The sequence below is a fragment of the Paenibacillus harenae DSM 16969 genome (assembly GCF_000422465.1).
Classification (GTDB): domain Bacteria; phylum Bacillota; class Bacilli; order Paenibacillales; family Paenibacillaceae; genus Pristimantibacillus; species Pristimantibacillus harenae.
The window spans coordinates 1,870,145-1,884,102 of the sequence record NZ_KE383842.1; the positions used below are offsets into that span (position 1 = coordinate 1,870,145).

Annotated in this window: 13 protein-coding genes; 1 reads left to right on the plus strand and 12 read right to left on the minus strand. The window is 53.6% G+C overall.

Features of this window, described 5'->3' with window-relative positions:
• Positions 1 to 2: 2 nt before the first annotated feature.
• The 10 genes from H581_RS0118960 to ald form a co-directional block, all read right to left on the minus strand.
• The gene (locus H581_RS0118960) at positions 3 to 191 is read right to left on the minus strand and encodes a hypothetical protein (protein WP_245600064.1); all 189 of its coding nucleotides are present in this window, start codon (positions 189 to 191) and stop codon (positions 3 to 5) included.
• Between the two features lie 169 nt (positions 192 to 360).
• Positions 361 to 1,170: an AAA family ATPase gene (locus tag H581_RS0118965; protein WP_028611399.1), complete on the minus strand. Its 810-nt coding sequence runs from the start codon at positions 1,168 to 1,170 to the stop codon at positions 361 to 363.
• Positions 1,171 to 1,246: 76 nt separating this feature from the next.
• Positions 1,247 to 2,491 (minus strand): MFS transporter, encoded by a 1,245-nt coding sequence (locus H581_RS34495; protein ID WP_051250957.1) that lies wholly within the window; start codon positions 2,489 to 2,491, stop codon positions 1,247 to 1,249.
• A gap of 23 nt (positions 2,492 to 2,514) precedes the next feature.
• Positions 2,515 to 3,576, minus strand: coding sequence for a FecCD family ABC transporter permease (locus tag H581_RS34500; protein WP_051250959.1), 1,062 nt, complete (start codon positions 3,574 to 3,576; stop codon positions 2,515 to 2,517).
• Complete coding sequence (locus tag H581_RS0118980; protein ID WP_036718828.1) at positions 3,569 to 4,597, minus strand: FecCD family ABC transporter permease; 1,029 nt, start codon at positions 4,595 to 4,597, stop codon at positions 3,569 to 3,571. Before H581_RS0118980 ends, H581_RS34500 begins: the two co-directional genes overlap by 8 nt.
• 14 nt (positions 4,598 to 4,611) lie before the next feature.
• Positions 4,612 to 5,649: an ABC transporter substrate-binding protein gene (locus H581_RS34505; protein ID WP_051250961.1), complete on the minus strand. Its 1,038-nt coding sequence runs from the start codon at positions 5,647 to 5,649 to the stop codon at positions 4,612 to 4,614.
• 287 nt (positions 5,650 to 5,936) lie between these two features.
• Positions 5,937 to 7,406, minus strand: coding sequence for an alanine/glycine:cation symporter family protein (locus H581_RS0118990; RefSeq protein WP_028611401.1), 1,470 nt, complete (start codon positions 7,404 to 7,406; stop codon positions 5,937 to 5,939).
• 255 nt (positions 7,407 to 7,661) lie between these two features.
• Positions 7,662 to 8,600 (minus strand): DMT family transporter, encoded by a 939-nt coding sequence (locus H581_RS0118995; protein WP_028611402.1) that lies wholly within the window; start codon positions 8,598 to 8,600, stop codon positions 7,662 to 7,664.
• A 10-nt stretch (positions 8,601 to 8,610) separates the two neighbouring features.
• On the minus strand, positions 8,611 to 9,270 hold the full coding sequence (locus H581_RS0119000; RefSeq protein ID WP_028611403.1) for a GntR family transcriptional regulator: 660 nt from the start codon (positions 9,268 to 9,270) through the stop codon (positions 8,611 to 8,613).
• Positions 9,271 to 9,417: 147 nt separating this feature from the next.
• The gene (gene ald / locus H581_RS0119005; protein WP_028611404.1) at positions 9,418 to 10,545 is read right to left on the minus strand and encodes an alanine dehydrogenase; all 1,128 of its coding nucleotides are present in this window, start codon (positions 10,543 to 10,545) and stop codon (positions 9,418 to 9,420) included.
• Between the two features lie 141 nt (positions 10,546 to 10,686).
• On the opposite strand from ald, the gene H581_RS0119010 reads away from it, so the two are divergent.
• Positions 10,687 to 12,300, plus strand: a complete 1,614-nt coding sequence (locus H581_RS0119010; RefSeq protein ID WP_028611405.1) for a PucR family transcriptional regulator — start codon at positions 10,687 to 10,689, stop codon at positions 12,298 to 12,300.
• Here the strand turns inward: H581_RS0119010 and H581_RS0119015 are convergent.
• Both H581_RS0119015 and hydA read right to left on the minus strand, forming a co-directional pair.
• Positions 12,297 to 12,512: a hypothetical protein gene (locus tag H581_RS0119015; RefSeq protein ID WP_028611406.1), complete on the minus strand. Its 216-nt coding sequence runs from the start codon at positions 12,510 to 12,512 to the stop codon at positions 12,297 to 12,299. The two genes, H581_RS0119010 and H581_RS0119015, sit on opposite strands and share 4 nt — an antisense overlap.
• 16 nt (positions 12,513 to 12,528) lie before the next feature.
• Positions 12,529 to 13,956 carry a dihydropyrimidinase gene (gene hydA, locus H581_RS0119020; protein WP_028611407.1) on the minus strand — a complete coding sequence of 476 codons (1,428 nt, stop codon included), beginning with the start codon at positions 13,954 to 13,956 and terminating at the stop codon, positions 12,529 to 12,531.
• Positions 13,957 to 13,958: the final 2 nt, after the last annotated feature.

Genomic DNA, 13,958 nt, shown 5'->3' on the forward strand with positions numbered 1-13,958 from the left:
CTCTAAATTCCTGCGGCGCGCCTTTTTGAAGGCATGAATGAAGGAATGCGGCCGTTGATAACCGAGTTATTTGCGATTTCATAGATTTTGTCGTCGCTGTGCTTCAGCATGTATTCCGCTTTCTCCATCTTTACGCGCTGTACATAATCGCTAATATTTTCACTTGTTTCCAGCTTATACACCTTTGACACAATAGGTAAACCCTGTTTGGTTTCGCCCAAACCCGCAGCTGCTGCAACGCAGACCGCTGGAAATCCACTAAAAATGGCTGGCGGGAAATTTCCCGACAGCCTGACAAGCTTAACCCTTCTTATTTATGAGCACACCCTCCGGCTTTAGCCGCTTCACAACAGTTAGCACTCAACTCATAGATTTTGGATTGTATTCTGCAAACGCATCATCAATATGAGCTGGACATAGCGGGCTGTCTTCAATAATTGCCTTCCGCTTTGCCTTGAGAATGATCTGTTCCATATCGGCATAACTGCATCCGGACAAACGCTCGGATGCCCTCTGCTTCACTTGCTCCTGATGCTCGAAACCGTCTAGCAACAAGGAAATATACTCCGATCTTCCTACTTCGTCGGGCAGGCTGTAAGTCATCTTTGTATCGAACCGCCGCCATATCGCGTTATCCAGCTCAGCTTCCAGATTGGTGGCAGCGGCAAATATACTTTCTCCTTCAAACTCATCCAAGCATTGGAGCAATGTATTAACCACCCTGGACATTTCCTTCACTTCATCGTTGTTTTCACGCGTGCGGGCGATCGCGTCGAATTCATCCAAGAACAACACGCATGGCGATGCTTTGGCATAGTCAAAAATTTTGCGGACATTACTTGCCGTCTCGCCCAAATGGCTGTGGATGATAGCGTCCAGCCGTACCAGTATGAGCGGGAGTTCAAGCCGTTTAGCCATATAAAATGCGGTTAATGTTTTGCCGGTGCCTGGCGGACCGTACATCACAACTTTGTTGGGGATTGGCACATCGTAGTGCTCAAATTTCTCTTTCATGCCAAGGATGGTTATAAACTCTTCGACGATTTGTCTGTTTCTTGACGGAAGCACGATCCTCTTCACTTTTTTTGCGCATTCTTTGTGTGAATAAAAAGTAGCCATGTCTATGCCCTTAGCACGGGGAAGCCGGCTGCCGGTACTACTTTTGCTCAAAATGGTCAATCTCCTTTAAGTATAATTGGAGCGAACGCCCGGCTTTTCGTTAACCATACGTGATGCCTTGAATTTACTAATCTTTCTTCATGATATAAGTTTGTAGCGGCGTACGGATTGCGATCGCGGACAACACGATCATGAGCAGCGCCATAAATGAATAAGAAGGCTGTACGCCAATCCACGCTGCCGCCATACCGCCGGACAAGGAGCCGAAAGGCGAACCCCCGTAGGCGATCATGCGGCTGCTGGCGTGCACTCGACCTTGAAGATGGTCCGGCGTCAGCTGTTGCCGCAGCGTGATCCCGTTAACAATAATTAATGTGCTGCCGGCATTCCACAGCAAGTAGAATAACGAAGCGGCTATCATCTCTCCGCTTAGCGCAAAGCCAAACAAAGAGGCGCCGCTTATCGCCAATCCCGCAATCGTAATTCGGCCCGGCATGAACCGGTTGCGAAGCTTCGGCAGGCTCAATGAAGCCAACAGAGCGCCAAGCGAGCCGCAAGTCAACAGCATGCCGAGCTGCGGCGCGTCATCGGCAAAACCGAGCACCCTTGCGCCATACACAACAATAAGACCGACCGCCGCGCCGCCGACAAAGCTGTTTCCGAATCCGAGCAGCGTCAGGCTGCGAATAAGCGGCTCGGACCAGATGTAGGACAGTCCCTCCCTGATATCCGCATGGAGCTTTTGCAGCAGCTTCGGCCGGAGTTCCGCGGCTATCGGCGTCCTTGGCGGCTGAAACGACTGCCTGATGGACCAAATCAGCAATGCGGAAAGCAAATAACAAACTGCCGTTACAGCTATCGCCCACTCCGCTCCGAACGCCGCAATAATGCCCCCCGCAATGACCGGACTGCCAATCCGGACGACCGTATCCGAAGAAATCAACAGACTGTTTGCTGCGGGCAGCTTTTGCCTTCCCACAAGCTGAAGCAGCGCGCCATGGCTCGCCGAATCGAAGCCGACGAAGGCTGCCGCAGTCAGAAACGATACCGCAATCAGATGCCAGGGCGACGCGTAGCCGACGATGACGGCGGCCGCCGGTACGCTGGCGAGCACGGCGGCACAGAACAGATCGCTGGCGATCATAATCCGCTTACGGTTGCCGCTGTCCGCAAGCGCCCCGGCAAACAGACCGAACAACAAGTAAGGAAGGCTTGTGCTCGCTGCTGCTAGCGCTGTATAAATCGGCGATGAGGTCTGTTCGTAAATATAGAACGGAAGCGCCACCATCGATAGGCCCGAACCAAAGTAACTTAGCAAATTAAAGAAATAATACCTTTTGAAGCCGCCGTCCTTCCAAAGCGAAGATCCCATTAACGACAATGCCCGCTTGCACCTCACTTCTTCACCAATGTTTTGCGCAGCAAATAAAGGAAAAAGGGCGCGCCCATCAGCGTCGTGACGGCACCGACCGGCAAACTGGTCACATGATGCGCCATTCCGGGCAGCGACAGCTTCAGCGTGACGCTTTGTCCCGCCCAATCGGCAGCCGTCAGAAGCACGGCGGAAAATAACGCGCTTGCCGGGAAAAGATAAAGAGGATTGCGCCCAACGAGCAACGCGGCAATATGCGGTCCGATCAAGCCGACAAAGCCGATTGCGCCTACAACCGAAACAGACGCAGCCGTCAAAGCGGCAGCGATAAGCAGAAGCAGCAGCCGCGTGCGGTTTACCGCTAATCCAAGTCCGGCGGCTGTGGCATCTCCGAGCTGCAGCAAGGAGGCCTTTCGGCTTAGCAGCATCGCTAATGCAAGCAGCGTCAGCGCCCAAGGCCACACATAATTCCATTGCGTCCATACCCGTCCGTTCAGGGAACCGAAGTTCCAGAGCAGGATGGAGGCCAATCCCTCCTGCTTTCTAAGCAGCAGCAGCGAGGTGACGGACTGAAGAATGGAAGTCGCAACGACACCGGTAAGCGCAAGCCGCGCGCTGCTGTTGCCGCCTTTCCTGTTAAGCAGGTAGATGACGCCGACCGTACTAACGCCGCCTAGCAGAGCGACCAGCGGAAGCCATGCATGATTGGGCAGGCCGTCCGGCATATAAAGCATGGTTAATACCACAAACAGCACCGAGCCGGAGGAAACGCCAATCAGTCCAGGCTCAATCAGCGGATTGCGCATGACAACCTGAAGAATCGCTCCTGCCAGGCCAAGCATGGCCCCTGCAGCGATGGCGACAAGAACTCGCGGCAAGCGCAAGTTCCAGACGATATGACGCTGACCGTTATCGTCGGTCAGATCGAACAGCGCCCTTGCGACCTCTTCCATCGTCAGCGTGGTACGGCCAAATGCGATGTGCAGCATAACAATAGCCGCAAGAGCCGGCAGCAATAAACCGATAACCAATCCGAATTTGCGCCGAATCGTGGCCGCTTTCATGATGCGGGGCCTTCTAGCCATGGATATCGCTCCCTCTCCTTCTTAGCAGAAACAGCAGGAAAATGGAGCCTCCAACCAGGGTAGTCCATATCCCCACCGGAATTTCCAGCGGCGCGAACAGCAGGCGGGCGATCTGGTCGGCGGCTGTAAGCAACGCCGCGCCGCACAGCGCCGAGACGGGCAGCACCAGCCTTGCATCCTGCGACCGAAGCACCGCGCGAGTCAGATGCGGGGCAAGCAATGAAACGTAGCCGATCGGACCGCATTGCGCTACCGTAACCGCGACCAGCAGAGCGCACACGATCAGAATGGCCAGCCGCGTGCGATCCACTTTCATGCCAAGTCCCGACGCTGTCTCATCGCCCAGCTGCAGCAGATTGACCGCCCGCGTAAAAACCATCGCAACGGGAAGCATGACAACGAACCATGGCAGCATACGTCCGACATGCTCCCAGCTGCGGTTCGCCAGCGAGCCTAACAAATAGGAATAAAGCAAATTGACATCATTACTTGTGCCCATTACGATCAACACAATGAGCAGTCCGTTCAGAATGGCGGTTACGGACATGCCGATCAGAAGCATGCCCGTCCCCCCTTTGCTTCCTCTTGCGGCCAACATAACGACGGCGCCGCCCGCAAGGCCTCCGCCGAGCGCCAGCAGCGGATGAAGCTGGAACGGAACAGGAAGGCGCAGCACCATAATCGAGGCGACGGCGAGTGAAGCGCCCGCCGAAATGCCAAGCAGCTCGGGCCCGGCGAGCCGGTTATTCATCGCGCCTTGCATCAGGGTGCCGGAGGCGCCCAGCATCGCTCCGACCATCAGTCCCAGCGACAAACGGGGGAGCCGGATATCCAGCAATACCGTACGTTTGAGCTCATCCCCGCTTTCCTTCAGCAGAGCGGAAGCAAGTTCGCTCCATTCCAGCACGGGAGTGCCCCATTTTACGCCAACGGCAAACAAGGCTGCAAGCGATGCAAACAATATGAAAACCGGAAGAAGAATCCTTCTTCCGGTTGCATCTGACAGAGGTCCGCTCGGCATGATTAGCAAGCCTCCTAGAATAGGTCCGGGTATAGAATAGCCAATGATTCTTCCAGCAAAATACCGAGCGAGCGAGTTCCTCTTCCGTCACCCCAGATCGGGGAACGAACCTCAAACACCTGCTTGTTCTTGACGGCCTTCAGCTTGCTCCAGATTGGAGATTCCGCCAGCTGTTCCGAGACTGGCTTCGTACCGGGACTATAGGAATAGCTCTCTACGAAAATGACATCCGGATCCTCCGTCAGCAATTTCTCCAGCGAGTAGGGAACGCTGCCTTCGCCATACGGGTCATCCTCCGGCTTCTCAACTTTCCATGGATAATCGGATATTTCCTTCACGACAGATCCGCCGAGACCGGTTGCCGTCACAACAGAGAAATTTACATCCGAGCCGAAAATGATCAAAGCTTTCTTGTCCTTCGGCGCCTTTTCCTTGGCATCGGCCAGCTTGTCAACAAAACGCTGCTTCGCCGCGTCCGCTTCCGCGGTTCTGCCGGTCAGTTTGCCGATTACTTCCAAAAACGCGATAGATTCGTTATAGTCCTTCGGGCCAGCGAGGAACAACGGGGCAATGCCGTTCAGCCCTTCCCTTAATGTATCGTGAACGCCCTCCAGACCGATGACCAGGTCCGGTTCGGCAGTAACCAGATCCTCCAGACTCGGCTCGAAGAAGCTGCCGCCGATTGAAGGGAAGGTTTCTCCTTTGCTTCCGAAAAATTCAGGAGAGCTTGCAATGACGCGCACGCCGCTCTCAGCGATCGCGGATGGCTCCATTCCAAGCTCAGCCAACACATCTATACATAGCGATACGACGCAAGCTACCTTCTCCACCGGCTTGTCAATAACAAGCGACTCTCCCGTAGAGTCAGTCACCGTTACCTGCTGAAACGGCTCTGCCGTTTCCGGCATCAGGGATGTCTCGGGCGCGGAAGCATCGGGCGAGGAATCGCCCGGAGCCGCGCTTTCTTCCTTAAGCGGGCTACCGCCGCAGGCCGACAACATGAATGCAACTATTACAAATAATACGACAAAGACCATTTTCTTTTGAAACATAATCGGTAAAAACCCCTTTCGCCTACGCGTAACTATTACGATTTAACGACGTGCTAATCATCCCGATTCTTCATCGGACACTCCTGAACCCACATTTTTCCATATGAAATCCAATATTCATTCAATCATTAAAAGCGTAATGAATACGATTAACGAGTTTAATAGTAATATTAACTATTAAGAATTGTCAATCGATTTTTTTCAACTTTCCTGCCTAATAGGTCTTCCTTAATACTAAAGACGCCATAGCGATGGCGCTATGACGTCTTTTTGTCCGAAATTAGAGATTAAGTTGTCTTTCGGTTAGGTTCAACTTGTTCAATGGGCCGATAATCCTTCTCCCAGAAATCAGCATCCTTAATGCCCAGCTTCACCGGGTCGAATACAGGATCTTTTCCTTCTTTTTTCTGTTTTTCGTAATCGCGCAATACGGTTAACGCCGGTTTTGAGAGAAGCAGTATGGCGATAACGTTTAACCACGCCATGCCTCCTACACCGATATCTCCCAATGTCCATGCAAGCCCCGCCGTTCTGACGCAGCCGAAGAAGACAACGGCCAATATGGCGACTTTTAACATGTAATCCAACCAGACTCGTTTCGCTTTGCGGTTAATATACGCGAGATTTGTCTCGGCCATATAGTAATAGGCCATAATTGTCGTGAATGCAAAAAACAGAAGGGCTATGGCCACAAAGGGAGCGCCAAAACCGGGCAAAAACGTTTCGACGGCTTTTTGCGTAAATATTGGGCCGGGATCGACATCGCCCACATTCTTGACAATAGGCGCTGCGCCTTCCGGTACAACATTATACATCCCCGTAATGAGAATCATAAATGCGGTTGCGGAGCAAACGAACAAGGTATCGATATAAATGGAAAAGGCCTGAACCAGCCCCTGCTTGGCAGGATGCGATACTTCGGCTGCGGCGGCGGCGTGAGGCGCCGTGCCTTGCCCCGCTTCATTGGAGTAAATGCCGCGCTTTACCCCCCAACTGATTGCAGCTCCAAGAATCCCCCCGAAGGCGGCATTCGAGCCGAATGCGCTCGAAAAGATAAGGCTGATCACATCCGGCAGTTCTGAAATGTTAAAAAGGATAATTAATACGGCAACCAGAATATAACCGGCCGCCATAAACGGCACGACGAACTGGGCGACCTTTGCAATACGTTTCACGCCGCCGAAAATAATGAATGCCAGAATCACGGCGAGCCCGGCGCCGGTAATGGCGGGGCTGATATCGAATGCGTTCTGCATTCCGGAAGCGATGCTGTTTGCCTGTACGCCCGGCAAGAGCAAGCCGGTTGCGATGACCGTAACGATCGCGAACAAGACGGCATACCACTTCAGCTTTAACCCTTTTTCAATATAATAGGCAGGGCCGCCGCGAAATTGCCCGTCTTGCCTGGTTTTGTAAACTTGGCCCAGGGTCGCTTCGACAAACGCGGAGCCGGCACCCAGAAATGCGATCAGCCACATCCAGAAAACCGCACCCGGTCCTCCATACGCAATCGCCGTAGCCACCCCTGCGATATTGCCTGTCCCAACTCTGCCAGCCAGTGCCATTGTTAATGCCTGAAAGGATGAGATACCGGCGTCAGAGCTTTTGCCTTGAAACATTAAAGTAACCATGCCCTTCAAGTGTCTTACCTGAAGAAGGCGTGTCGCGACCGTAAAGAACAACCCCGTTGCCAGACAAAGATAGATTAATGCCGGACTCCAAATAATGCCGTTTAACCAATTAACAAATGCCTCCATAAACAGCCTCCTTTAATGATGATTCGTCCGTTTGGCCCGTGCTCCATCGACAAGCGCAAAAATGATACATTATCTGACATTGTACATCCTTTCAAAAAATAGACTAGTTGAAACATAAAAAATTTCTACTATATTATATCCCTTCATAGAACAAGTATGTCAACTTATTATTATTTACATGTTACATTCATGTCATTCTTAATAACATTTAAACGAAAGTAGGGAGATGCAGCTGCATCTCCCTTTTTGAATATACTATTTAGGATGAGAAACATAACGATGCAAAACCATGCCGGTGATGACGAGTAACATTCCTGCACAAGCCGAAACAGAAGGAACAGGACTTCGCAAAAGCCACATTTCGCCTGCAGCCGCGAATAAAACTTCAGCAGATTGGGTTGCTTCAACGGCTGCAAGTTTAGGCATACTGCCCCTTACCATGTCCGTTGCGCGAAAAAAAAGAACAGTAGCGATTACACCCGAACAAACGGCAACAAAGAAGGATTGGGCGATTTGGGGCGGACGGGGCAAACCAACCGTTAATAAACCATATATCGAAAGAATAAACCAGAGCGGCAGGCTGGCGATGGCCATACCTAGAACGCGCTGATAGACATCTAATCGCCCTTCGCAGTGCTCCATCATTTTCCGGTTACCGAGCGGATAAGCAATGGAGGCTGCAGCCACAGGCAAAATCCCTAACCAAATCTCCTTTGAAGCGAGCACGCTTGCATGTTCATACTGCATTAGAGCAACGCCTGCAAGAATGACGGCCGACATCGAGAGACCTTTGTAGGGTATTTTTCTTCTGATTTTGATGAGGCCGTCAGCCGTTTGAATCGATTCGTAAAAAAATGGAGCAAGCAGCGTTCCTGAAATAATGGTCATCTGCCATGTTCCGGCGGTAAGCCATCCCGGGCTATAGGCGGAAGCAAAGCATAAGGGCGCATAGAATAACCCGAAACCGACAAAGCTCCACAACAGCCAGGTCCAGGGATGCTTTCTCATCTCCTGCAGCAGAGGGCGTAAATTTTTTCTGCTAATAACAAGGATCAGGAGAAAGGGAATCATGAAGTAATACCTTAAGGAAGCGCTCCATATCCAGCTCCCTCCGGATACTTCCATCACTCTGTTCAAAACGAAGGTCGAGGCAAAGAAGAAAGCTGCGCAAATCCCTAAAATAAGAGGTCGCATTAGGCATACCTCAATCCATTTGCTCTGAAAGCAGTTCTCCAAGGCTTAACCAGTTTTTCTCTACAAGCCGGGAGACTGCCGTCTTATCGCGGTTTTTGCAAGCCGTAATAATTTGGTCATGCTGTTCTACCGATTTCAAGCCCTTTATCGAACCGAACCGGGAGATTTCAAGTCGATGTACTTTAGGTGAAATGCGATCCAGCGCTGTTCGAATTTCCGGATTGCCGGCCGCATTCAGGAAGATACGATGAAAGGAATCGTCTGCTTCAATGGCTTTGATAACGTCGGCACGCTCAAGCGCTATCGATAAAAGCCGATTGCATGATTCCATCGTTTCAATATCATTATCCGTTAACAAGGGAACGGCAAGCCGGGCTGCCAATGAATGCAAGGCCGCTACGACGGTAAAGGCATGGTTGGCCGCTTCTGCATCTATCGGGCTTACGCGGGTGGATGAACCGGGTACGGATTCCACCAGCCCCTCGTCTTCAAGACGCTTTAACGCCTCCCGAACGGGCGTACGGCTGATTTCGAACTGATCGGCTAGTTCTTTGTCGTTTAAACGCTGCCCTGGCTGCAATTCCAGCATAACGATGGCTTTTTTTAATGTACGGTAAACTTCATCTCTAAAGGAGGAACGGCTGATAGGGTTTATCATTTTATTTTTCATAAAACCAATATATCGCATATTAGTTATGGAATCAACAGAATAAATTAATTTCGAATGAAACCTTCCATCACCGTATTCACACGCATAAAGAGCGAAGCAAGGGGAACTCGCCTCACTCTTCTTCCATTTGTCTGCTTATGACTTCTTTCACGCAATCGCGGATTTCAAACATTCCTCTGCCGCCGTATATGCCATGCCGTGCGCGGACGCGACCTCCTCATGCGTAACGCAGCCCGCCATCACGTTCACTCCTCTGCGCAGCGAGGCGCTTCCCTGGAGCGAAGCGCGTATGCCGTTGTCCGCAATCGCCAGCGCATAGGGCAGCGTAGCGTTTGTCAGCGCGGAGGTTGCGGTGCTCGGCACCGCGCCCGGCATATTCGCCACCGCGTAATGCAGCACGCCGTGCTTCTCGAACACCGGCTCGTGATGCGTCGTGATCCGGTCGATCGTCTCTACGCTTCCACCCTGATCGATAGCGACGTCCACGATAACCGAACCGGCCGACATCGCGCGCACCATCTCCTCCGTTACGAGCCGGGGCGCTTTGGCCCCCGGAATCAATACCGCTCCGATCACAAGGTCCGATTCCGCCACCGCTTCCGCGATTTGGCCGGCACTCGAAGCCAGCGTGCGGAGGCGGCCGCCGAAGCGGTCTTCCAGTTGGCGCAGCCGGTTCAGATCGGTATCCAGTATCGATACTTCCGCTCCGAGGCCAAGCGCGATTTGCGCGGCGCCCGTGCCTACGACGCCCCCGCCGATAATCGTCACCCGCCCTTTCTTCACGCCGGGCACGCCTCCAAGCAGAATGCCTTTGCCGCCCTTTGTCTTCTCGAGATACTGCGCCCCGATCTGGGCAGCCATTCTGCCGGCAATATCGCTCATCGGCGTCAGAAGCGGCAGCTGTCCGCCGGGAAGCTGCACCGTCTCGTAGGCGACCGCCGTAACTCCGCTCTTCACAAGCGCCTCCGTCAGCTCCGCCTCCGCCGCCAGGTGAAGATAGGTGAATAGCAGGAGCGACTTATGAAAATAACCGTATTCCTGCGGCAGCGGCTCCTTGACCTTCATGACCATCTGACTTGACCAAACCTCCGCCGCGCTTGCCGCGATAACCGCGCCGGCGCCCGCATACTGACTGTCGGAGTAGCCCGAGCCTGCGCCCGCTCCCCTCTCGACGAAGACGCGGTGGCCGCGCCGCGATAACTCATGAACGCCTGACGGCGTAAGCGCGACCCGGTTCTCATCGCTTTTCACTTCCCTGGGAACGCCTATGTCCATCGGTTTCCCTCCTTTTTCGCTCCCTTATTTCTCCTTACTGACACCTGCCCGCTTAAATTTATGCCCGCTCAAATCGGACATCTAGTATAATGCTAGTAGAAGCTTTCTATCAACCATACTCCGATGTGGACGGTGATCTATTTGGTTAATACGATCTTGCAGCTGACCGTGCGGGATATTCTGCAGCGTCCGCTGTTCCGCAAAGCCGAGACGTACGCCAGCGGGGAAGCATTGAACCGGATCGTCAGATGGGTTCATATTATGGAAGTCGCGCAGGTCGGCCATCTGTTGAACGGGCATGAGCTGATTCTGTGCACCGGCATCGGCTGGCACGAGGATGAAGAGCTGAGCGTCTCCTTCCTGAGGCAGCTGATCGACTCCGGCGCTTCCGGCCTGTGCATCGAGCTCGGAACCTATGCCAAGAAGCCGTTCGACAAAATGATCGAGCTGGCGGAGCGCGAAAGATTTCCTCTTATTTTTTTCCGCGAAGAAGTCCGTTACATCGACATTACCCAGGATTTGCATGCTCACTTCATTCATCAACATCACCGTATGGTGTCCGAGCTGGAGTCGCTCTCCAAACAGTTGAATCAGCTGCTGCTCTCGGGCAAAGGCATATTCCCGCTCCTTAAGCTGCTTCACGAGACGACAGGCGCCCAGGTCGCCTTCTTCCCGCTTAACGCCGAGTCCCAGTTTGTGCCGCAAATGCCGCGTGCCAAGGCAGTTTCCTATTACGAGAAATGGATTTGCGGCGAAATCCTTGCTTCTCCCGAGAAAAATCATAACTTGGCCCACCGCCCGATCCTGGCGCTTGACCATCTGTTCGCGGACCTGCTTCTGGAAGCGAAGAACGAGCTTAGCGAGTTTCAAACCTTAGCCCTCGACCGCTGCGCCACGGCGGTTGCACAGGAAATGATGCGAACGAAATATATCGAGGAGAAGCGGCGGCGCAAGGATGACCAGCGGGTCGCCGAATGGCTCGGCGGTAAACGTACGCCAAAGGATATTGCAGGCGATATCCTCTCCATAAAGCCGTCGGCCAAGCTGAGCAGTGTCGTCGTCTGCTTGTTCGATCCGGATGCGTTGCCGGACGATCTGCAGGAGGGCGAATCGCTGCTCGTCCAGCAAAATATGGTCGCGCGGGCGATTTTCGAAGACGAAGGCTTCTACATGCTGCAGACAATGCTTCAAGAGCAGACCGTCTTCGTGCTGCTCGATCAACAAAGCCAGGTCAAATGGAAGGATCGGCTCATGCGGGCAATCGGCAGATTGCAGAAGTCCGAACGGTACCAGGAGAATTCCCTGTTCGCCGGCATATTCGGTATCGGCGTCTGCGCGAACGATTTGAGCGGCGCGAAGAACAGCTATGAATCCGCCAGGGAAAGCGTTGCGATCCAGCGGGACATCGGCCAGGTCGCATCGCCTTTTTTCAGCGATTTGCATGCGTACAGAATCGTGTCGGCCTTAAAAAAAACCGGCATGCTCCCTTCGCTTATTGAAGAATATATCGCTCCGCTCACCCGGTATGACCTGAAAAAAAACGGACAGCTGCTTATAACGCTCAAAACCTATTTGGCGTTCAGCGGCTCCAAGCAGGATACGGCGCGAGGGCTGTTTATCGCCAGACAGACGCTATATCACCGCCTGGACAAAATCGCCGCGCTGCTCGGCGACGACTTTATGAAGCCCGATAAGCGTCTGGCTATCGAGCTTGCGCTGCACGCCTATGAATACACGCACGGCATCTTCGCTTAATTCGCGGCGGTAAACTGTTTAATGACAAGATTAGACATGTATTTCCGGCCTTCCGCCGTTAGCAGCCGCACCTCGGCTTGCCCGCCGCCCGGATGCTCGAGCTCTACCGTTGCCCCGCTTAAATTTTCCGTAATGCCGACGATTTTGAATTGCCTGCTGATATAGGCGTCGAGACGATTTTTCTCCTCCTGGAACAGCCCGTAATCGGACATAACCTTTCCCCCTTTCTTAAGGCTGACGCACCGTCTCCTTGCTGCCGGTCGCCGGCGCCTCAGCCGGCTTATACGCTGCGCGCTTCAGAAATTTGCCCGTTCCCGGCTTGCCGACGAACGCACGGTCGCGGATGACGAATTCGCCGCGCGACAGCACGCTGACCGGTTCTCCGGTCGCCTTCATGCCCTCGAACGGGTTATAATCGACGTTCATATGATGCGTCTCCGCCGACAAGGTTCGTTCCGCGCTTGGGTCAAAGATAACGATATCGGCGTCGCTGCCGACGGCGATGGTCCCTTTGCGCGGGTACAGGCCGAACAGCTTCGCGTTTCTCGTCGAGACGATATTCACGAACTCGTTAAGCGTGATGCGGCCTTTCGCCGCCCCTTCCGAGTAAAGCAAGGAGAACCGGTCCTCAATGACCGGACCGCCGTTAGGAATTTTGCTGAAATCGCCGCGGCCAAGCTCCTTCTGTCCGATGAAATTAAAGGAACACTGGTCGGAGCCGATCGTCTGCAGCACGCCCGTCTTCAGCGCGTTCCAGAGCGTCTGTTGATGGGAGGATTCCCGGAGCGGCGGTGACCAGACGTATTTCGCGCCTTCAAAATCCGGCAGCTCCAAATACGATTGATCGAGAACCAGATACTGCGGGCATGTCTCGCCCCATATATCGATCCCTTGGCTTCTCGCCTCGGCGATAGCCTGCACCGCTTGCTCGCAAGTCACGTGAACGACGTACAGCCTCGCTCCCGTCAAGCCCGCAAGCTTGGCCGCCCGTCCGGTCGCTTCGCCCTCCAGTTCGGGCGGGCGCGTAAGCGCGTGGTAGATCGGTTCCGTCTTCCCTTCCGATAGTGCCTTCTCGACGAGATAGTCGATCACGTCGCCGTTCTCCGCATGCACCATCACCGTCGCTCCCAGCTCCTTGGCCGTCAGCATCGTACGGTACAGCGTGCCGTCATCGGCTTGAAATACGTTTTTGTAAGCCATGAATACCTTAAACGACGTTATTCCTTCCTCTTGCACGATGGACGGCAGTTCCGCAAGAACCTCATCGTTTATTTCGCCGATCATCAAGTGAAAGCCGTAATCGATCGCCGCCTTGCCTTTCGACTTCGCATGCCACTTGTCTAACGAATCGCGTAGCGGCTTGCCTTTGTCCGTCAGGCAAAAATCGATGACCGTCGTCGTGCCGCCGAACGCCGCCGCGATCGTCCCCGTCTCGAAGTCATCGGCCGTGACGGTTCCTCCGAACGGCATATCGAGATGAGTATGCGGATCGACGCCTCCCGGAAACAAATAATGTCCGGAGGCGTCGATAACCTCAGCGCCGCCCGCTTCCAGCCCGGTACCGATTTGCTTGACCACGCCGTCTTCAATCCGGACGTCGGCCCGGTAGGTATCCGCTGCCGTTACGACCGTCCCGTTCTTAATCAGCTTAGCCACTA

Coding starts and splice junctions, on each gene's coding strand:
- H581_RS34505 (WP_051250961.1), bottom strand. CDS start 5,649: ATGTTTCAAAAGAAAATGGTCTTTGTCGTATTATTTGTAATAGTTGCA.
- H581_RS0118990 (WP_028611401.1), bottom strand. CDS start 7,406: ATGGAGGCATTTGTTAATTGGTTAAACGGCATTATTTGGAGTCCGGCA.
- H581_RS0119015 (WP_028611406.1), bottom strand. CDS start 12,512: ATGTCCGATTACGGGCTGTTCCAGGAGGAGAAAAATCGTCTCGACGCC.
- H581_RS0118980 (WP_036718828.1), bottom strand. CDS start 4,597: ATGCCGAGCGGACCTCTGTCAGATGCAACCGGAAGAAGGATTCTTCTT.
- H581_RS34500 (WP_051250959.1), bottom strand. CDS start 3,576: ATGGCTAGAAGGCCCCGCATCATGAAAGCGGCCACGATTCGGCGCAAA.
- H581_RS34495 (WP_051250957.1), bottom strand. CDS start 2,491: ATGGGATCTTCGCTTTGGAAGGACGGCGGCTTCAAAAGGTATTATTTC.
- ald (WP_028611404.1), bottom strand. CDS start 10,545: ATGGACATAGGCGTTCCCAGGGAAGTGAAAAGCGATGAGAACCGGGTC.
- H581_RS0118995 (WP_028611402.1), bottom strand. CDS start 8,600: ATGCGACCTCTTATTTTAGGGATTTGCGCAGCTTTCTTCTTTGCCTCG.
- H581_RS0119000 (WP_028611403.1), bottom strand. CDS start 9,270: ATGAAAAATAAAATGATAAACCCTATCAGCCGTTCCTCCTTTAGAGAT.